Here is a 16,111-nt window from a genome sequence, read left to right on the forward strand (position 1 = left end):
GATCCGCGCACTTCGAAATACAGGGGCGCGGCATGTGGATTCATGTCTTGGGGAAGTCGGAGGGGGTTTATGAGTGGAGTTGAGATTTTTGCGCCGCGCACCGCCAAAAGTCGGCGCACGTGGACCGCTGCGGCAATAATACTGATCGTCGTCTTCTTCTTGATCGGACAGCTGACGACGATCTTCGCCGTGCTGAAGCCCATGGGGTATCACAAGGCGGACCTTGATACGCAATGGCAGCCGCTGGCCATCTACCTGGCTGGTGGCGGGGTTACTATAATTCTCATCGTTGCCTGGGCGTGGCTGTTCGAGCGCAGGCCGCCCGCAGCCCTGGGCTTCAATGCCAAGATCGTCGGCGCCTATCTGCGCGGGCTGCTGGTCGGAGGGCTTTTCCTCGGCGCCGTCGTAGCCATCATTTTCGCCGCTGGCGGTTACAAGGCCGCCGGGAATTTGTCCTTGGGTTTGCTGGCGCCGGCCGTGCTGACGCCGTTTCTCGCCTTGTTCGGCGGGTATATGATCCAGGGAGCCGCCGAAGAGACCATGTTGCGGGGCTGGCTGATGCCTTTGGTGGCCTCCAGGCATGGGTTGATCGTCGCCGTCCTTCTCAATTCCGGCTTCTTTACTCTGCTCCATGCGAGCAATATCGATCCGTCGAAGGAACTGGCGCTCGGGCTCTTCAACCTGTTTCTTTTCGCCGCCCTGCTTAGTCTCTATGCGGTCAAAGAAGGATCATTGTGGGGCGTGTGCGCCTTCCACACGGCCTGGAACGCCCTCCTTGGTATGGGTTTCGGACTGGAGGTCAGCGGCCAGAAGGCCGTCATCGCCCCGATCGTCGTGGGTTTGGCGCCGGTCTCGAGCGCACCGTGGTGGCTTACCGGCGGGGCGTTCGGCCCGGAGGCGAGCGTCGCCACGACGATCGTGCTCGCTGGCGGCTGCGCCTATCTGATTGCGAAGGGGCGCTTACCAAGACCGCCAACCGATACCCTCTCTCCCTGAGAGAGGGATCTGACGCCTAAACCTCCACCGTCCCGGCGTCGTAGGCGAAGAGGCCCAGGGTCTCTTCGTTCTTGATCTGGGTCATGCCGTAGAGGTGGGCTTCGTCGCCTTCCAGGCGGTCGGCGTTGAGGTTCGACTCGACCTGGATGAAGCCGCAGCGTTCCTTGCGGGCGGCCTCGTAGCGGGCCAGGGCCTCGGGGACGTCGGACGCGGCTTCGAAGGCGCGGGCCAGGACCAGGGCGTCCTCGATGGCGGCGGCGGCGCCTTGGCCCAGGAACGGCGTCATGGCGTGGGCGGCGTCGCCCAGCAGGGCCACGCGGCCGCCGCGCACCCAGCTGGTCAGGGGCTGGCGGGCGAAGACGGCCCACTTGTAGAGGGCGGCCGGATCGATGGTGTCGAGCAGGGCCTGGACGTCGCTGCTCCAGCCCTCGAAGGTCTTGCGCAGGTCGGCGAGATCGGCGCGGATCGTCCAGCCTTCCTCGGCCCAGCCCTCCTGGCGGGCGAAGAAGACGAGATTCAACAGGGTCGAATTGCGCAGCGGATAGCGCACGGCCATGCGGCCCGGGCCGATGTGGATGCCGGGGAAGTGGGCCAGATCCTCCAGCAGCTCGCCCTCGACCGGCACGATGGCGCGCCAGACGACGTGGCCGGTGAAGTGCGGCTCGCCCGGGTCGAAGCCCTTGCGCACGCCCGATTTCACGCCATCGGCGCCGATCACGGCGTCGGCGGTCAGCACGGTTCCGTCGGCCAGGGTGGCGGTGGCGCCGTCGACGGTCGGCTCGGCGGCGACGCAAGGGGAGGACAGGCGCACGGTGGCGCGGCCGGTGGCCTCCAGGGCCTCGACCAGGATGGCGTGCAGGTCGGCGCGGTGGATGTAGACGTAAGGCGCGCCGTAGAGGTCGCGAACCTTCTGCCCGCGCTCGAAGGCGACCAGGTCGCGGCCGTCGGCCCAGTGCTGCACCCGCTGGCGCTGGGGCTCGACCCCGGCCGTGGTGATGGCCTCGGCCAGGCCCAGGTGGTGATAGACCCGCATGGCGTTGGGGGCGAGCGTGACGCCGGCGCCGATCTCGCCGAGGGCGGGGGCCTGCTCCAGCACCTCGACGGTGTGGCCGGCGCGAGCCAGGGCGATGGCCGCGGTCAGGCCGCCGATGCCGGCGCCGGCGACGATCAGGTGCTGGGGACGCATGGGTAGTCTCCAAATACTCAGGCGCAAAAATCAGGCGCCAAAATCAGGCAAAAGTCGCCGCGTCGGCCAGCAGGGCGTCGAGCCCGGCGACGGCGTTGAGGCGGGGAAGGTCGAGAATGTCGAGGCCGTCGGTCGTGCCTTCGGCGCGCAGCGCAGCGAGCCATTCGGGCGCGTAGCGGGTCAGGCCGTGCAGCAGCAGCATCGGGTGCAGGGCGATGGCGAAGCCCAGGTCCTGCAACTCGGCGCCGGTGCGGACGGCGGTGATGCCGCCCTCGACGAGGTTGTGGACCAGCGGCACGCGGGCGGCGAAGCGCTCGGCCACGGCCTTGGTCTCTTTGAGGGTGCGGGGCCCCTCGACGAAGACGATGTCGGCGCCGGCCTCCAGATAGGCCTCGGCCCGGTCCATGGCGGATTCGGCTCCCTCGACGCCCAGCGCATCGGTGCGGGCGACGATCAGGGTCTCGGATCGCGCGTCGAGCGCGGCGCGGACCTTGCCGACCATCTCGGGCAGGGGGATCACGCCCTTGCCGCGCATGTGGCCGCAGCGCTTGGGAAAGGTCTGGTCCTCGAGCTGGACGGCGGCGGCGCCGGCGCGTTCGAGCACCTTGACCGTCCGCTGGGTGTTCAGCGCGTTGCCAAAGCCCGTGTCGATGTCGACGATCAGCGGGATCTCGACGCGGTCGCAGATGGCCCGCACCGCGTCGGCCAGCTCGCCGACCCCGACCAGGCCGACGTCGGGCCGTCCCAGGCGGGCCAGCGACAGGGCCGCCCCCGACAGGAAGGCGGCTTCGAAGCCGGCCTGCTCGATCAGCAGGGCCGAGAAGCCGTCATAGCAGCCCGGCGCGGCCAGCAGCCGGCGGCGGCCGTCGGGGCCGGCCGCCAGCCGCTCGCGCAGGCGCTGGGCGACGCTGGTCATTCGGCCGCGCCCGTCGGGATGTGGCTTTCGTGGTTCTGCAGATACCAGTCGGCGATTTCCTCGCGGGTGGCGAACCACACGCCCGGCAGGCTCTTGGCGTGCTGGATGAACTCGCGCAGGGCGCGGATGCGATAGGCCCGGCCCGAGACGTGCGGGTGCAGGCCCACGTTCATGATCCGGCCCGAGGTGGCGCCTTCCTTGTAGAGGACGTTCAGCTCCTCGATCAGCACGTCGCGGTACTCGTCGGTGGTGTGGCCGCGGCGGGTGAGCAGGGTGAAGTCGTTGATCTCGTTGGAATAGGGCGTCGAGACGATCGGGCCGTTCGGCGTACGCAGCAGGTAGGGCTGGTCGTCGTTGAGCAGGTCGCAATAGAAGGTGCAGCCTTGCTCGGCCAGGATGTCGGCGGTCTGCAGGGTGCTGCGCAGCGACGACGACAGCCAGCCCTTGGCCTTCTTGCCGACGAACTTCTCGTACTGGTCCAGCGAGCGCAGGACGATGTCGCGCTCCTTGACCGGGTCATGGGCGAAGTCGGTCAGCAGTTCGCCCTGTTCCCAGTTGTGGGCCAGAAGCTCCCAGCCGCGCTCGAGGCAGGCGTCGGTCATGGCCTTGCGGCGCTCGAAGGTCACCGCGTTGGTGGTGCAGCTGGCCTTGATGCCGGTCTCGTCGAACAGGTCGAACAGGCGCCAGATGCCGACCCGCTGGCCGTATTCGCGCCAGCTGTAGTTGGGGAAGTCGGGCGTGTCGCCGGCCAGCACGTCGGGCAGGATCGGCGGCCCGCCGGCGTAGTACTTCTCCTTGGTCGGCTTGGTGAGATCCCAAGTCTCCAGGTTGAAGGTCAGGATCAGGGCGACGCGCGCGCCGTTCGGCCAGATCAGCGGCTTGCGGTGCGGGAGCGGAACGTAATCGTATTCCATACTGATACCCTTTGATCCCTAATGCTCGAGCAGGAGCGAGCCGAAGCCGTCGATCTTGTCCTGGATGCCCATGCTCCGCAAAGCATGCCAGTAGGTCGCGGTATTGATGGCCACGACCGGCTTTTCCAGCCAGAACTCGGCGATGGCGGCGACCTTGGCGAAGGCCAGGTTCGTGCCGCACTGGACGACGGCGTCAGCGCCCTCGGCCACTTCCTCGGCGGCGCGCTTCAGGGTGCGCGGGCTCTCGTGGGCGATCAGCATCGGCGAGGGCGACTTCAGGCCCAGCACCTGGGTGACCTCATAGCCCTGGTCCTCGAAGAACTTGCGCACCTGGGTGTCGCCGACCGGCATGTAGGGGGTGATGATGCCGATCTTCTTGATGCCGCCGTGGGCCTTCAGCGCCGCGTCGACGGCGGTGGAGCCCATGACCACGGGCACGCCGTTGGTGCGCTCCAGCATGCGGCGATAGAGCAGCTCGGCCCCGTCGGCGCCGTCCCAGAAGGTCTCGGCCGACATGCCCATGATCACGCAGCCGGGCTCCATGCTCAGCGACACGTCGACGGCGTCCATCGTCGCGTCGCGGATGTTCTGAAGCATCACCATGAACGACTCGTCGCTGGTGACCTTGGTGTCGGGAATGGCGATCCGGCAGAAGTGGTTGGTCACGCCGCGCGGGCGCATGTCGTCGTATTCGGGCTGGACGCTGGTGTTCGTCGACGGCGCGATAACCGCGTACTTCAGGCGGTGTCCCAATGAATCCGGCATGGCGCTTCCCTCGACGTTTCGATGGGCGAGGAATGGCAAAGCCGGATGGTCCGCGCCGCAGCCCAGCGGCCGATATCCGCCCGGCGGATAGGAAATGGCGCCGGGGAAGCGGGAAGTCCGGGCGTCGCTAGGGTCGTCGTTGAACCACAACGGAAATTCCCTCGGGGGACGAGACCATGGCCGCCTATATCGTCGCGACGACCGTCATCACTGATCCGCCCCGCTTCGGGGAATATGTGAAGGCCATCGCCGGCCTGGCCGAACGCTTCGGCGGCGAGAACATCGTCAAGGGGCCGGTGGCCGAAACCCTGGAGGGCGAAGTCCCGGCCGGCGAGCGGATCGTCATCACCCGCTACCCCGACGCCGCGGCCGCCAAGGCCTACCTGTCCTCTCCCGAATACCTGGCCGGCAAGGCCCTGCGCCAGGGCGCGGGGACCGTGGTCGTCCGCCTGGTCATCGACTGACACCTTTCGACTTCATCGGGTTCGCCTGGGCGCGTGGGGAAACCGCGCCCGCAACGCCGATCCAAAACTAGCGAGGTTCCGTGGAACGATTCCAAGTCGTCGTCGCCGGCGCAGGGCCCGTGGGCTCGGTGGCCGCCTATCGGCTGGCGCAACTGGGCATAGACGTGCTGCTGCTCGAAAGCGGGGCGCGCTGTCCCGAGGACCTGCGGGCCTCGACGATGCACCCGCCGACGCTCGACATGATGCAGGAACTGGGGGTGCTCGACGAGCTGGAAGCCCAGGGCCTGCGCGCGCCGATCTATCACTATCGCAACCGCGTGACGGGCGAAGTGATGGCCTTCGACATGGGCGAGCTGGGCGACATCTCGGCCCATCCGTACCGGCTGCAGTGCGAGCAGTTCAAGCTGGCCCGCCTGATGACCGCCAAGCTGGCCGAGCATCCGCGGGGCGAGGTGCGCTTCTCCCACCGCCTGGCGCATTTCGTTCAGGACGACCAGGGCGTCACCGTCTCGATCGAGGCGCCGTTCGGCATCGAACAGGTGCGCTGCGACTATCTGATCGGTGCGGATGGGGCCAATTCCATCGTCCGCAAGTGGCTGGACATCGAGTTCGAGGGCTTCACCTATCCGGAGAAGTTCCTGACCCTGTCGACCGACTGGCCGCTGGAGGATCATTTCAACGGCCTGGCCCACGTCAACTACGTGGCCGATCCCAAGGAATGGTGCGTGCTGCTGCGGGTGCCGTCGCTATGGCGGATCCTGGTGCCGGCCAGCGGCGAGGAGAGCGACGAGAGCCTGCTCTCCGACGCCAAGAAGAACGCCGTGTTGGGCGGGCTGCTCGGCGACGGCGAGACCGTCCAGACCGTGCACCGCACGCTCTACAAGGTGCACCAGCGGGTGGCCAAGACCTACCATGTGGGCCGGGTGCTGCTGGCGGGCGACGCGGCCCACCTGAACAATCCGCTGGGCGGGTTCGGCATGAACTCGGGCATCCACGACGTCTGGAGCCTGACCCAGAAGCTGGCCGACATCCTGATCGACAAGGCCGATCCGGAGAAGCTGCTGCCGCTGTACGACCGCCAGCGTCGGGCCGTGATGCACAAGTTCATCCAGACCCAGACGATCGCCAACAAGGCGGCGATGGAGGCGGGCACCGCCGAGGCCTATGCCGAGCGCGAGGCCAAGATGCGCCAGATCCTGGCCGACCCGGACCAGCGCCGCGAGTACCTGCTGCTGCAGTCGATGTACAAGAGCCTCGAGCTCGAAGCGGCGACCGCCTGAGGGCCCTGACCATGATCCAGTTCCACACCGTCAACACCGCCAACGGCCAGAAGGCTCGGATCGTCCTCGAAGAGACGGGGCTGGCCTACGCCATCACCCCCGTCGACCTGCTGTCGGGCGAGCACAAGCTTGCGCCCTACAAGGCGCTGAGCCCGTTCGGCAAGGCCCCGGCCATCGTCGATCCGGACGGGCCGGGCGGGGCGCCGATCGTGGTCTCCGAGACCCTGGCCATCGCCTGGTACCTGGCCGAGAAGGCCGGCGGGGCGCTGCTGCCCAAGGGGCCGGCCGAGCAGGCGCAGTTCCTGATGTGGGCCTCGGCGGTGTCGTCGTCGGTGGCCGGCGCCTTCACCAACCAGTTCGTGGCGACCTATCTGGCGCCCGAGAAGACGCCGTGGCTGATCGAGCGCTCGATCGCCGACTGCCACGAGCAGCTGGCGGCCTTCGATGCGCGCCTTTCGACCCGCGACTACATGCTGGGCGAGCGGTTCACGATCCTCGACGCCCTGTTCTTCCCGGTGGTCGCCAACTCGGCCAAGCGGCTGGAAGGCGGGCTGTCTCCTTACCCGAACCTGGCCCGCTACGAGGCCTTCGTCGGCGCGCGGGCCGGCGTGCAGCGGGGCATGGCCTACGGCTGACGGCAGGGCGAACCCCGCCCGCCTGCAACCTCCGCGCCGTTTTCGCTCGCAAAGCCTTGTGAGACAGTGGTTCGCGGGGACAGTCGAGCGAGGACGCATGGAGCGCAGCTGGATCAAAGGGCGGGTCTTCGTGGTCGACGACGACCCGCTGCTGCTGGGCTTCCTCGAGGCGGCGCTCGCCAAGTCCGGCTATCTGGTCCAGGCCTTCGACTCCGCCCGCAGCGCGCTGCTGGCCGCGGGGCTGGACAAGCCCTCGATCTGGCTGATCGACATCCGTATGCCGGACATGGACGGCATGGAGCTGCTGAAGATGCTGCGCGCCGACGAGGCGCACCGCGAGACGCCCGTGGTCATGCTGACCGGCGACGGGCGCCTCGACCGCATCGCCGCCGCCATCGGGGCGGGGGCGACGACCTACCTGCTCAAGCCGTTCTCGCCGCAGCAGGTGGTGGAGAAGGTCTATGGGGTGCTGAATTTGCGGTAGGGGGCGCCACCGAAGACGCTGCCTAGAGCGGAGAGGCGTCTGCTTGGTGAACTCTCATCTTCCGTAAAATCCCCGCGAAAGCGGGGACCCAGGTGTTTTATCGTCGAGCGCCGTGGGTTTCAGAAAAAGCCTGGGTCCCCGCTTTCGCGGGGATTTTACGGAGTGGGGTAGCGCCGTTAGCGGCGTAGCCTCTCCGACGGCAGGGCTGAAGGAAGGATCACCAGGCCACTTCCGCTCCCGCCAGGTCGATGAACTTGCCGCTGTCGGCCAGGCTCAGGCCGGCGATCACCTTCTGCTGGCCGACGACGCTTTCCTCGACGGAGTAGGGGGCGTCGGGGCCGCCCAGCGCGGTGCGGGTCCAGCCGGGGGCCATGGCGATGACGGTGACGCCGTCGGCCTTGAGATCGATCGACAGGCCCATGGCCAGCATGTTCAGCGCCGCCTTGGACGAGCGATAGGCGTGCGAGCCGCCGTGGAGGTTGCCGGCGATCGAGGCCAAGCCGCTGGACATCATGACGATGGTCTTGGCCTGGCCGGCCTTGACGTTGTCGATCAAGGCGGCGGTGACCCGGAACGGCGAGACGACGTTGGTGGCCAGGATGTCGGCCCAGATCTCGTAGTCCATGCCGGTCAGGGTCTGGTGCGCCATGCCCTCTGGCAGGGGAATGGGTCCGTAGGTGCCGGCGTTGTTGATGAGCACGTCGATCGCCACGCCCTTCAGGCGCTCGCCGAAGGCGGCGACGGAGGCCGGGTCGTTCACCGACAGGGCCTCGATCCGGACCTTACCCGGATGGGCGTCGGCGATGGCCTGCAATTCGGTCGCGGCGGCCGGATCGCGGCAGGTGGCGATCACCTCCGTCCCGGCGGCGGCGTATTGGCGGACGTGCTCCAGGCCGATGCCGCGATTGGCGCCGGTGATCAGGACCGTGGTCATGGCGTGCTCTCTTCTGCGTTGCTGCGCCGACTTGAACCGGTCGGAAAGGCGAGGGCGGGGCGGCCGCGATCTTCGCCGCTGTGCGGATAACGGCTTCGGCCGCCGGGAGCCGGCGAGGGGGCGGGTCTAGGAGCGAGGCTCGAAGAGTCCGCTGGAGCCGCCCTTGACCGTCATTCGCAAGGCCTATGCCGAGACGCCCGCCGGCCAGGTGCATCTGCGCCGGGTGGACGGCCCCGGCGATCCGATCGTGCTCCTGCACCGCACCCCGGTCAGCTCGGCCTGTTTCGACGGCGTGCTGGCCCTCCTGGCAGGCAAGCGCGCCGCCATCGCCCTGGACACGCCGGGCTTTGGCCAATCGTTCAAGCCCGAAGGCCTGCCCTCGACGGTGGACTACGGCGCCTGGCTGCTGGCGGCCCTGGACGCCCTGGGCGTCGAGCGTTTCCACCTGGCCGGCCACCATACCGGCACCCACATCGGCGCCGAGATCGCCGCGGCCGCGCCCGACCGCGTGCGCTCGCTGCTGCTCAACGGCGTGCTGTTCGCCACCGCCGCCGAACGCGAGATGTTCCGCGAGCAGGTCGGCCAGTCCGCGCCGATCGACGCGCACGGCGCCTATCTGATCCAGTCCTGGGGCCTGCTGAAGGGGATGCTGCCCCGCTTCGACGCCCAGCTGGTGCAGACGGAATTCCTGGGCGCGATCGGCGCGCCGGACGGCCGCAACCAGGCCTTCGGAGCGATCTTCGACCAGGACTTCGCCAGCGTCTTCGAGGGCGTGACCTGCCCGGTGACCGTGCTGCAGGCGGCGGACGACCCGCTGGCCGGCTTCGTCAGCCGCATCCGCAAGGCTCGCCCGGGCGTGGTGGTCACCACCCAGGGCAAGACCGGCGTCGCCGCGCCCGAGCTGGAACCCGAGATCTTCGCCGAGACCCTGCTGGCCTTCGCGGCCGGCGTCGAAACCACGCCTCCGAACACCCCCCTTCAGTGGACCCCGCCCATGACCAATCGCCGTTTCTCCCTCGTCCGCGCCGGCCAGGGCTTCGAGCTGGCCGAGTCCATAGTGCCGGTCCCGACGCCGGGTCCGGGCGAGGTGCTGGTGCGGGTGCGCGCCGTGGCCCTGAACCGCCGCGACGTGATGATCCGCCAGGGCTGGTATCCGGTCGGCGAGGCCGACGGCTTCACCCCGCTGTCGGACGCCGCCGGCGAGATCGTCGCCCTGGGTGACGGCGTCGAGGGCCTGGCCGTGGGCGACCGCGTCGCCTCGGCCTTCTTCCAGAACTGGGCCGGCGGCCGCATCACCTTCCCGGCGGTGATCTCGTCGCTGGGCGCCGGCGGTCCCGGCGTGCTGGCCGAGCACGTGGTGCTGTCGGCCGGCGGGGTGGTGAAGCTGCCCGACGGCCTCGACTTCGTGCAGGGCGCGACCCTGACCTGCTCGGGCGTCACGGCTTGGTCCTCGCTGGTCACGCACGGCGGCCTCCAGGCCGGCGACTGGGTGGTGACCCTGGGCACCGGCGGCGTCTCGCTGTGGGGCCTGCAGATCGCCAAGGCCTTCGGCGCCAAGGTGGCCGTGGTCGGCGGCGACGACGCCAAGCTGGCCCGCGCGGCGCAGATGGGCGCGGACCTGACGGTGAACTATCACACCACGCCCGACTGGGAGGCCTCGGTGAAGGAAGCCTCGTTCGGCGGCGTGCAGCACGCCCTGGAACTGGGCGGCGCCGGCACCCTGGCCAAGTCGCAGGCGTCGGTCGGCGTCGGCGGCCACGTGGCCGTCATCGGCGCCTTGGATGGCTTCGGCGGCACGCTGGACGCCTCGGCCATGGTGATGATGGCCCAGCGCGCAACGGCCATCTCGGTCGGCTCGCGCGCCGACCACCAGGCGCTGTCGGACTTCGTGGCCGCCAAGGGCATCGTCCCGGTGGTCGACAGCGTCTTCGCCCTCGACGCCATCGAAGGCGCCTACGCCCGCGCCGACAAGGGCGCGTTCGGCAAGGTCGTGGTGACGCTGTAGTCGTTGCGCCCCTCTCTCTTTGAGAGAGGGAGGGGCCCGCGCCGAAGCCATGGGAGGGTGAGAGGTTACACACTCACAGGAAAAGGCGCGGTCGTTCGGCCGCGCCTTTTCTGTTTTTCAGTTGTTGATGGCCGCGTTGCTGTCGTCGGAACGGTGAGAGATCCACGCGGCCAACGGCGCACCCTCTCACCCTCCCACCGCTTCGCGGCGGGCCCCTCCCTCTCTCCATGAGAGAGGGGTTTTAGGCTTCCACCACCTCGACCAGCGCGCCGCCCGGCGCGCGCAGCGCGCCGACGCGCTTGCCGCCGTAGACGGCGCCGTCGCGGATGGTGGGCGGGACGATCCAGTCGCCCTGGACGCTGTCGAAGTTCGGGTGCTTGAGGGTGCAGATGGCGATGCCGGGCGGCAGGGCGCCGGGGTGACCGGGGCGCACCGTGGCCTCGGCCGGGTACTGGTCGAACTCGAGGAAGACGTCCTTTTCGAAGGTGGCCGTCGCCAGGGCGTGGCGGCTGTCCTTGGGGAGCTCGAAGGCGTCGTTGATCATGTTGTAGACGATGGTCATCGGCGCGCCGACGTCCAGGCCCAGGGTCTGGCCAAACCAGCGGCCGCTGGCGTCCATGTCGTCGCTGGCCAAAACGAGGATGAACAGCCTGTCGATCAGGCTGCCGGGATAGGGCAGGCCGTTGCCGGGCGAGACGATCTCGGTGAGGTAGACGATCTCGCCGTCGGGACCCTTGACCTGCATCGGGTGGATGGTCGGCAGGCCGTCGATGCGCTTGGGCGGGCCGATGATCTCGAACGGCGCGGTCTGCATGCGGGCGTTCACGGCCATGACGTCCTGGCAGCAGATCTCGATCGCCGCCCAGCCGTAGGTGCGCAGAGGCCGATATTCCGGCACCGGGTCGCCCTCGACGAAGCGCAGGAAGACGTCGGCGCCGCTGGCCGGCTGCAGCACGGCGTAGGGCCGGCCGGCGCTGGCCGGGGCGCCCCAGCTGGCGGCGAGGTCGGCGGGGACCTCGCCCTGCTCGACCACCGTGTAGTCCAGCCATTGGGCGTAGCGCAGCGCGGTCGCGGCGACGTTCGGCGTCACCAGGGTGGCGGCCCGGAGAAGGTTCATCGATCTGATCCTGAAAAAGCTAGTCGCGCAGCTCGACGGCCACGTCTTCGGAAGCGACATCGCCGGTGGCGACGGCGGCCTCGGCCTCCTGCTGGACGATGCGCAGCACGCGGGACAGATACTCCTGCAGCCAAAGGCCGCGCTCGGCGGCGGCTTCGGCCGAGGGTTCGAAGGCCTCGATCCTGGCGCGGTCGAGGCCGCCCTGGGCCTCCAGCACGCGCTCCAGCGTGTCGAGGCGGGCGCGGGTGACGGCCAGTTCCTGGACCACGGCCATGGTGATGGCCAGCACCCGCTCGACTTCCGGATTGGCGAAGAAATAGGGGCGCTTGCCGGCGGGCTTGGCGCCGGCGTCGGCCAGGGCGTCTGCGATGCTCATTGGGCTTCCTTGGGAGCCTTCCGCGCTCCGATCACGCGCCAGGCGGCTTTGCGGCCATAGTCTTCGCTGTCGTCGTCGGCGGCGTCGGGGAAGACCTCGCGGTCGACCACGGCGGTGACGCCGTCATGGATCAGCTCGCTCTCCGCGAAGCCGGCCTCGACCATGCAGGCGTCCAGATCGATCTCGTGCAGCGTGCTCCAGAAGGGCTCGTTGTTGTAGAAGGCGTCCCAGTCGCGCAGGGCCTGCTCGAACAGCGGCATGGTCGGGGCGTACTGCGGCTGCTCGACGTGCAGCACGACGCCGCCGGGGGCCAGCACGCGGCGGCTCTCGGCGAAGATGGCCTTCATCGAGGTCAGCGACAGTTCGTGCAGGAACATGGTGGTCTGCACCCAGTCGAAGGTGCCGGTCTCGAAGCGCGACAGGTCGGCGCCGTCGGCCTGGACGAAGCGGATGTTGGTCACGCCCAGCGAGGCGGCGCGGGCGGCGGCGTAGCGCAGCATCGGCCCGCCGACGTCGATGGCGATGACCTCGGCGTCCGGGAAGGCCTGGGCGATCGGCAGGACGCTGTGACCGACGGTGGCGCCGATGTCGAGGATGCGCCTGGGCTTGAAGTCCGGCAGCCGGCGCTTGACCCAGCGGACCACGGCGTGGCCGCCGCCGTCGGAGAAGCGGCCGAGCAGGCCGCCGGTGGTGGCGAAGCCGCCGTGGTCGTAGTTGGCGCCGCCGGAGACGTCGCCCTCGAAGCGCTCGACGTGATAGCTGCCGGGCATGCAGTGGTGGTCGACGGCCGACACGTAGCGCGGGATCTTCAAGGCCGGATCGAGCTCAAGCTGGTCGGAACCGGCGTTGAGGGCGGCGGCCTTGGCGGCCAGTTCCTCGGCCTGGCGCAGGGTGGTCCAGCGGCCGGCCTGCTGGCGCTGTTCCATGGTCAGGCGGCGAAGCGCCGACCAGGTCTGGAAGGCCGGATCCTTCAGCAGGGCCTTGCGGACCTCGTGGCGATCCTCGGGCGCGCGGCCGTGGGCCTTTTCGAAGGCCGGCAGGGCGCGGGTCTCCCAGGCCTGTTTCACGCCGGGGATGAGGCGGGTCGACAGGTGTCGGTTGAGCTGGGCCAGGACGTTCAGCCGCTCGACCTCGTCGTGCGACATCTGCGGGAAGACCTCGTGGCGGCCGACCTTGCGATAGTCGGGCGGGCCGTCATAGGCCTGGATCGGCCCCTCGTTGACGCGACCGGTCATGGCGCACTCCTACTCAATCGGCGTCAGCTTGCGCCCGTCGGGCCGCGCGCGGGAGCGCCTCGGCACGAAAATCCGCCTGCCGGGAAATCAGGCGCCGGGGACGGCGACGCGCTCGCCGGCGGCCGCTTCGATCCGGGCGTTCTCGACCGCGTGGGCGGCGGCGAAGCGGTAGCGGCCCAGCGGCAGCAGGATCAGGCCGCCCAGCACCAGCAGGCCGGTGGCCACCAGTAGCGACAGCTGGTAGCCGCCGCTGCGGTCGAAGTCGGCCCCGAACGCCACGGGACCCAGGCCTGACCCTGCCGCATAGGCGCAGTAGAGGCAGCCATAGAGGGTCGAATAGGACCGAGCTCCGAAATAGCGGGCGATCAGGAAGGCCAGCAGGTCGAACTCCATGCCCGCCGCCACGCCGACAAGCGCGATGGCCAGCAGGGCGCCGCTGAAGCCGGGGTCCTGTCCGTGCAGGATCAGGCAGCCCAAGGCCGGCAGGCACAGCAGAACGAGCGCCACAGCCGGGGCCCAGAAGCGGTCGACCAGCCAGCCGCCGGCCACGCGTCCGGCGATCACCGACAGGCCGACGACCGGGGCCAGGCTGACGATCTCGGCTTTCGTGAAGCCCTTGAGCTTCAGCATGTTTTCGAGGTTGGGCAGCGGGCCGGCGATGGCGAAGGAGAACAGCAGGAAGCCGCCGGCGATCAGCCAGAACTTCGGGTCGCGCAAAGCCTGGGGCAGTGTCAGGCCCGGCAGCGGCGCGGTCTCGCTATGGACGCGGCCGACGCCGGGGTCCTTGAAGGCCAGCAGCGCGACGGGCAGGGCGATGACCAGGGGCAGGGCGCCGGTGACCAGATAGGCCGCGCGCCAGCCGTGAGCCTCGATCATCCACATCAGGAACGGCTTGATCATGAAGCCGAACACGCCGGTGCCCATCAGGGCGATGCCCAGGGCCAGGCCCTTGTTGGCCTCGAAGCCGTTGTTGATCGCCCGGGTCCAGGTGGTGGGCAGGGTGCCGGCGCCGACCGCGCCCATCAGCGCCCAGTTCAGATAGAACAGCGGCAGCGAGCCCTTGGTCAGGGAAAAGGCCATGAAGGCGAAGGCGAACAGCACCAGCGAGGCGATCGCCACCGGCCGCACGCCGATCCTGTCGCCCAGCCAGCCGATGACCGGGCCGACGATCATGACGGCCAGGGTGGCGACCGGCAGGCCCAGCATGATCGAGGCGAAGCTCCAGCCGAACTCCTTGGCCAGCTGCGGGGCCAGCATGCCGATGCTGTAGAAGGGCAGGGGCGACAAGCCCAGGCCCACGCCCAGCACGACGCTGAGCAGCAGCGGCCAACCCCTGCGAAATTCGCCAGCCTGGTTTTCGGATAGTTTCGCCATCGCCGTTTGCCCCGCCGCGATCAGATCGGTAGGCGAGGCAGCCTGGGGCGTTAAACGTCGCCCGCAACAGGAATATCCGGAGCAGTCGCCTTGCGATCAGACACCCGACCCGGGGCGGCCCTTGCGGGGGTCAAGGTGCTCGATCTTTCCCGCGTGCTGGCTGGTCCTTGGGCGACCCAGGCCCTGGCCGACATGGGCGCCGAGGTGGTCAAGGTCGAGCGGCCGGGCGTCGGCGACGACACCCGGGCCTGGGGCCCTCCGTTCTTCGAGACGGTGGACGGGGGAAGGGGCGACGCGGCCTACTTCACCTGCGCCAACCGCAACAAGCGCTCGGTGACCATCGACATGGCCGACCCGCGCGGCGCGGCGCTAATCCGCCAGATGGCCGCCGAGGCCGACGTGGTGGTCGAGAACTTCAAGGTCGGCGGCCTGGCCAAGTACGGCCTCGACTACGAGAGTCTCGCGGCGATCAATCCGCGGCTGGTCTATTGCTCGATCACCGGCTTTGGCCAGACCGGCCCCTACGCGGCGCGGGCCGGCTACGACTACATGATCCAGGGCATGGGCGGGTTGATGTCGATCACCGGCCAGCCGGACGGCGCGGCCGGGGCCGAGCCGATGAAGGTGGGCGTGGCGGTCGTCGACCTGTTCACCGGCCTCTACGCGGCCAACGCCATCCTCTGCGGCCTGCTGCATGCACGCGCCACGGGGGAGGGCCAGCACATGGACATCGCACTGTTCGACGTGCAGGCCGCCGTCCTGGCCAACCAGGCCAGCAACTATTTCGCCACGGGCGTCGCGCCAGAGCGCCTAGGCAACGCCCACCCGAACCTTGCGCCCTACCAGGTGTTCGCCACGGCCGACGGGGCGATGGTGCTGGCGGTCGGCAATGACGGGCAGTTCCGCGCCTTCGCGCGGGCCGCCGAAGCGCCTGAGCTGGCCGAGGATCCTCGTTTCGCCACCAACGCCCAGCGGGTGGCGGCGCGGGCGCAGCTGGCCCAGGCCATGGCCCCGATCCTGGCGACCCGCGAGACCAAGGCCTGGATCGTCCTGCTGGAAGCGGCCGGCGTGCCCTGCGGGCCGATCAACACCATCGACCAGGTGTTCGAGGAGCCGCAGGCGGTGCATCGGGAACTGGTGGTCGAGCAGGCGCGGGACGATCTGGCGGCGCCGATCCGCACGGTGGCCTCGCCGATCCGGGCGTCTCGGACGCCGGTCGTTGTCGAGCGCCCGCCGCCGGCTCTGGGGGCGGATACGGCGGCGGTGCTGGCGGGGCTGGGCAAGAGCGAGGCCGAGATTGCCGAACTGGCGAACGCTGGGGTGATCTAGCCCACGCCGTGCATGTCCTCGTCCTTCGACAGGCTCAGGATGAGGACAATTTGCGCTGCGGCTCAGTAGAAACCTCACCCTGAGCTCGTCGAAGGGCGAGG

General features: G+C 69.0%; 16 protein-coding genes. 7 read left to right on the top strand and 9 right to left on the bottom strand.

The features are described from left to right. Positions 1–69: 69 nt before the first annotated feature. The gene (locus I4Q42_RS04805) at positions 70–996 is read left to right on the top strand and encodes a CPBP family intramembrane glutamic endopeptidase (protein ID WP_198574924.1); all 927 of its coding nucleotides are present in this window, start codon (positions 70–72) and stop codon (positions 994–996) included. A 16-nt stretch (positions 997–1,012) separates the two neighbouring features. Here the strand turns inward: I4Q42_RS04805 and I4Q42_RS04810 are convergent, their stop codons facing one another. The 4 genes from I4Q42_RS04810 to I4Q42_RS04825 are packed head-to-tail and all read right to left on the bottom strand — an operon-like array spanning position 1,013 to position 4,777. Then, positions 1,013–2,182, bottom strand: coding sequence for an FAD-dependent monooxygenase (locus I4Q42_RS04810; protein ID WP_198574925.1), 1,170 nt, complete (start codon positions 2,180–2,182; stop codon positions 1,013–1,015). Positions 2,183–2,225: 43 nt separating this feature from the next. Further along, positions 2,226–3,098, bottom strand: coding sequence for an isocitrate lyase/PEP mutase family protein (locus I4Q42_RS04815; protein ID WP_198574926.1), 873 nt, complete (start codon positions 3,096–3,098; stop codon positions 2,226–2,228). Then, positions 3,095–4,012: a polysaccharide deacetylase family protein gene (locus tag I4Q42_RS04820; protein ID WP_198574927.1), complete on the bottom strand. Its 918-nt coding sequence runs from the start codon at positions 4,010–4,012 to the stop codon at positions 3,095–3,097. The genes I4Q42_RS04815 and I4Q42_RS04820 overlap by 4 nt, the downstream gene beginning before the upstream one ends. Before the next feature lie 18 nt (positions 4,013–4,030). Beyond that, a complete protein-coding gene (locus tag I4Q42_RS04825; RefSeq protein ID WP_198574928.1) occupies positions 4,031–4,777 on the bottom strand; it encodes a maleate cis-trans isomerase family protein in 747 nt (248 codons plus the stop codon). A 176-nt stretch (positions 4,778–4,953) separates the two neighbouring features. Between I4Q42_RS04825 and I4Q42_RS04830 the strand changes: the two genes are divergently transcribed. The 4 genes from I4Q42_RS04830 to I4Q42_RS04845 all read left to right on the top strand — a co-directional run bounded on the left by I4Q42_RS04830 (position 4,954) and on the right by I4Q42_RS04845 (position 7,640). After that, on the top strand, positions 4,954–5,241 hold the full coding sequence (locus I4Q42_RS04830) for a DUF1330 domain-containing protein (RefSeq protein WP_198574929.1): 288 nt from the start codon (positions 4,954–4,956) through the stop codon (positions 5,239–5,241). 80 nt (positions 5,242–5,321) lie between these two features. After that, entirely contained in the window at positions 5,322–6,521 is a 1,200-nt protein-coding gene (locus tag I4Q42_RS04835; protein WP_198574930.1) for an FAD-dependent oxidoreductase, read from the top strand. A gap of 11 nt (positions 6,522–6,532) precedes the next feature. Continuing rightward, positions 6,533–7,156 carry a glutathione S-transferase family protein gene (locus tag I4Q42_RS04840; RefSeq protein WP_198574931.1) on the top strand — a complete coding sequence of 208 codons (624 nt, stop codon included), beginning with the start codon at positions 6,533–6,535 and terminating at the stop codon, positions 7,154–7,156. A 97-nt stretch (positions 7,157–7,253) separates the two neighbouring features. Then, positions 7,254–7,640, top strand: coding sequence for a response regulator (locus tag I4Q42_RS04845; RefSeq protein ID WP_198574932.1), 387 nt, complete (start codon positions 7,254–7,256; stop codon positions 7,638–7,640). Positions 7,641–7,857: 217 nt separating this feature from the next. Here I4Q42_RS04845 and I4Q42_RS04850 read toward each other — a convergent pair whose 3' ends face one another. Continuing rightward, positions 7,858–8,574 (bottom strand): SDR family oxidoreductase, encoded by a 717-nt coding sequence (locus I4Q42_RS04850; RefSeq protein ID WP_198574933.1) that lies wholly within the window; start codon positions 8,572–8,574, stop codon positions 7,858–7,860. 163 nt (positions 8,575–8,737) lie between these two features. On the opposite strand from I4Q42_RS04850, the gene I4Q42_RS04855 reads away from it, so the two are divergent. Continuing rightward, the gene (locus tag I4Q42_RS04855; RefSeq protein ID WP_198574934.1) at positions 8,738–10,579 is read left to right on the top strand and encodes an alpha/beta fold hydrolase; all 1,842 of its coding nucleotides are present in this window, start codon (positions 8,738–8,740) and stop codon (positions 10,577–10,579) included. 241 nt (positions 10,580–10,820) lie between these two features. On the opposite strand, the gene I4Q42_RS04860 is transcribed toward I4Q42_RS04855, so the two are convergent. The 4 genes from I4Q42_RS04860 to I4Q42_RS04875 all read right to left on the bottom strand — a co-directional run bounded on the left by I4Q42_RS04860 (position 10,821) and on the right by I4Q42_RS04875 (position 14,681). Then, positions 10,821–11,696, bottom strand: a complete 876-nt coding sequence (locus tag I4Q42_RS04860) for a VOC family protein (protein ID WP_198574935.1) — start codon at positions 11,694–11,696, stop codon at positions 10,821–10,823. A gap of 19 nt (positions 11,697–11,715) precedes the next feature. Beyond that, a complete protein-coding gene (locus I4Q42_RS04865; RefSeq protein WP_198574936.1) occupies positions 11,716–12,072 on the bottom strand; it encodes a hypothetical protein in 357 nt (118 codons plus the stop codon). Next, entirely contained in the window at positions 12,069–13,307 is a 1,239-nt protein-coding gene (locus I4Q42_RS04870; RefSeq protein WP_198574937.1) for a class I SAM-dependent methyltransferase, read from the bottom strand. The genes I4Q42_RS04865 and I4Q42_RS04870 overlap by 4 nt, the downstream gene beginning before the upstream one ends. Positions 13,308–13,394: 87 nt before the next feature. Then, positions 13,395–14,681 carry an MFS transporter gene (locus I4Q42_RS04875; protein ID WP_198574938.1) on the bottom strand — a complete coding sequence of 429 codons (1,287 nt, stop codon included), beginning with the start codon at positions 14,679–14,681 and terminating at the stop codon, positions 13,395–13,397. A 135-nt stretch (positions 14,682–14,816) separates the two neighbouring features. On the opposite strand from I4Q42_RS04875, the gene I4Q42_RS04880 reads away from it, so the two are divergent. Beyond that, the gene (locus I4Q42_RS04880) at positions 14,817–16,010 is read left to right on the top strand and encodes a CaiB/BaiF CoA transferase family protein (RefSeq protein ID WP_456298601.1); all 1,194 of its coding nucleotides are present in this window, start codon (positions 14,817–14,819) and stop codon (positions 16,008–16,010) included. The last annotated feature ends 101 nt before the right edge of the window (positions 16,011–16,111 follow it).

The sequence above is a fragment of the Caulobacter hibisci genome (genome assembly GCF_016135805.1).
In the GTDB taxonomy this organism is placed as follows: Bacteria; Pseudomonadota; Alphaproteobacteria; order Caulobacterales; family Caulobacteraceae; genus Caulobacter; species Caulobacter hibisci.

Bases quoted from the DNA above. Each gene is read 5' to 3' on its own strand.
- I4Q42_RS04830 (WP_198574929.1), top strand. From the start codon at position 4,954: ATGGCCGCCTATATCGTCGCGACGACCGTCATCACTGATCCGCCCCGC.
- I4Q42_RS04820 (WP_198574927.1), bottom strand. From the start codon at position 4,012: ATGGAATACGATTACGTTCCGCTCCCGCACCGCAAGCCGCTGATCTGG.
- I4Q42_RS04865 (WP_198574936.1), bottom strand. From the start codon at position 12,072: ATGAGCATCGCAGACGCCCTGGCCGACGCCGGCGCCAAGCCCGCCGGC.
- I4Q42_RS04815 (WP_198574926.1), bottom strand. From the start codon at position 3,098: ATGACCAGCGTCGCCCAGCGCCTGCGCGAGCGGCTGGCGGCCGGCCCC.
- I4Q42_RS04850 (WP_198574933.1), bottom strand. From the start codon at position 8,574: ATGACCACGGTCCTGATCACCGGCGCCAATCGCGGCATCGGCCTGGAG.
- I4Q42_RS04840 (WP_198574931.1), top strand. From the start codon at position 6,533: ATGATCCAGTTCCACACCGTCAACACCGCCAACGGCCAGAAGGCTCGG.
- I4Q42_RS04825 (WP_198574928.1), bottom strand. From the start codon at position 4,777: ATGCCGGATTCATTGGGACACCGCCTGAAGTACGCGGTTATCGCGCCG.
- I4Q42_RS04860 (WP_198574935.1), bottom strand. From the start codon at position 11,696: ATGAACCTTCTCCGGGCCGCCACCCTGGTGACGCCGAACGTCGCCGCG.
- I4Q42_RS04810 (WP_198574925.1), bottom strand. From the start codon at position 2,182: ATGCGTCCCCAGCACCTGATCGTCGCCGGCGCCGGCATCGGCGGCCTG.
- I4Q42_RS04805 (WP_198574924.1), top strand. From the start codon at position 70: ATGAGTGGAGTTGAGATTTTTGCGCCGCGCACCGCCAAAAGTCGGCGC.
- I4Q42_RS04845 (WP_198574932.1), top strand. From the start codon at position 7,254: ATGGAGCGCAGCTGGATCAAAGGGCGGGTCTTCGTGGTCGACGACGAC.
- I4Q42_RS04875 (WP_198574938.1), bottom strand. From the start codon at position 14,681: ATGGCGAAACTATCCGAAAACCAGGCTGGCGAATTTCGCAGGGGTTGG.
- I4Q42_RS04870 (WP_198574937.1), bottom strand. From the start codon at position 13,307: ATGACCGGTCGCGTCAACGAGGGGCCGATCCAGGCCTATGACGGCCCG.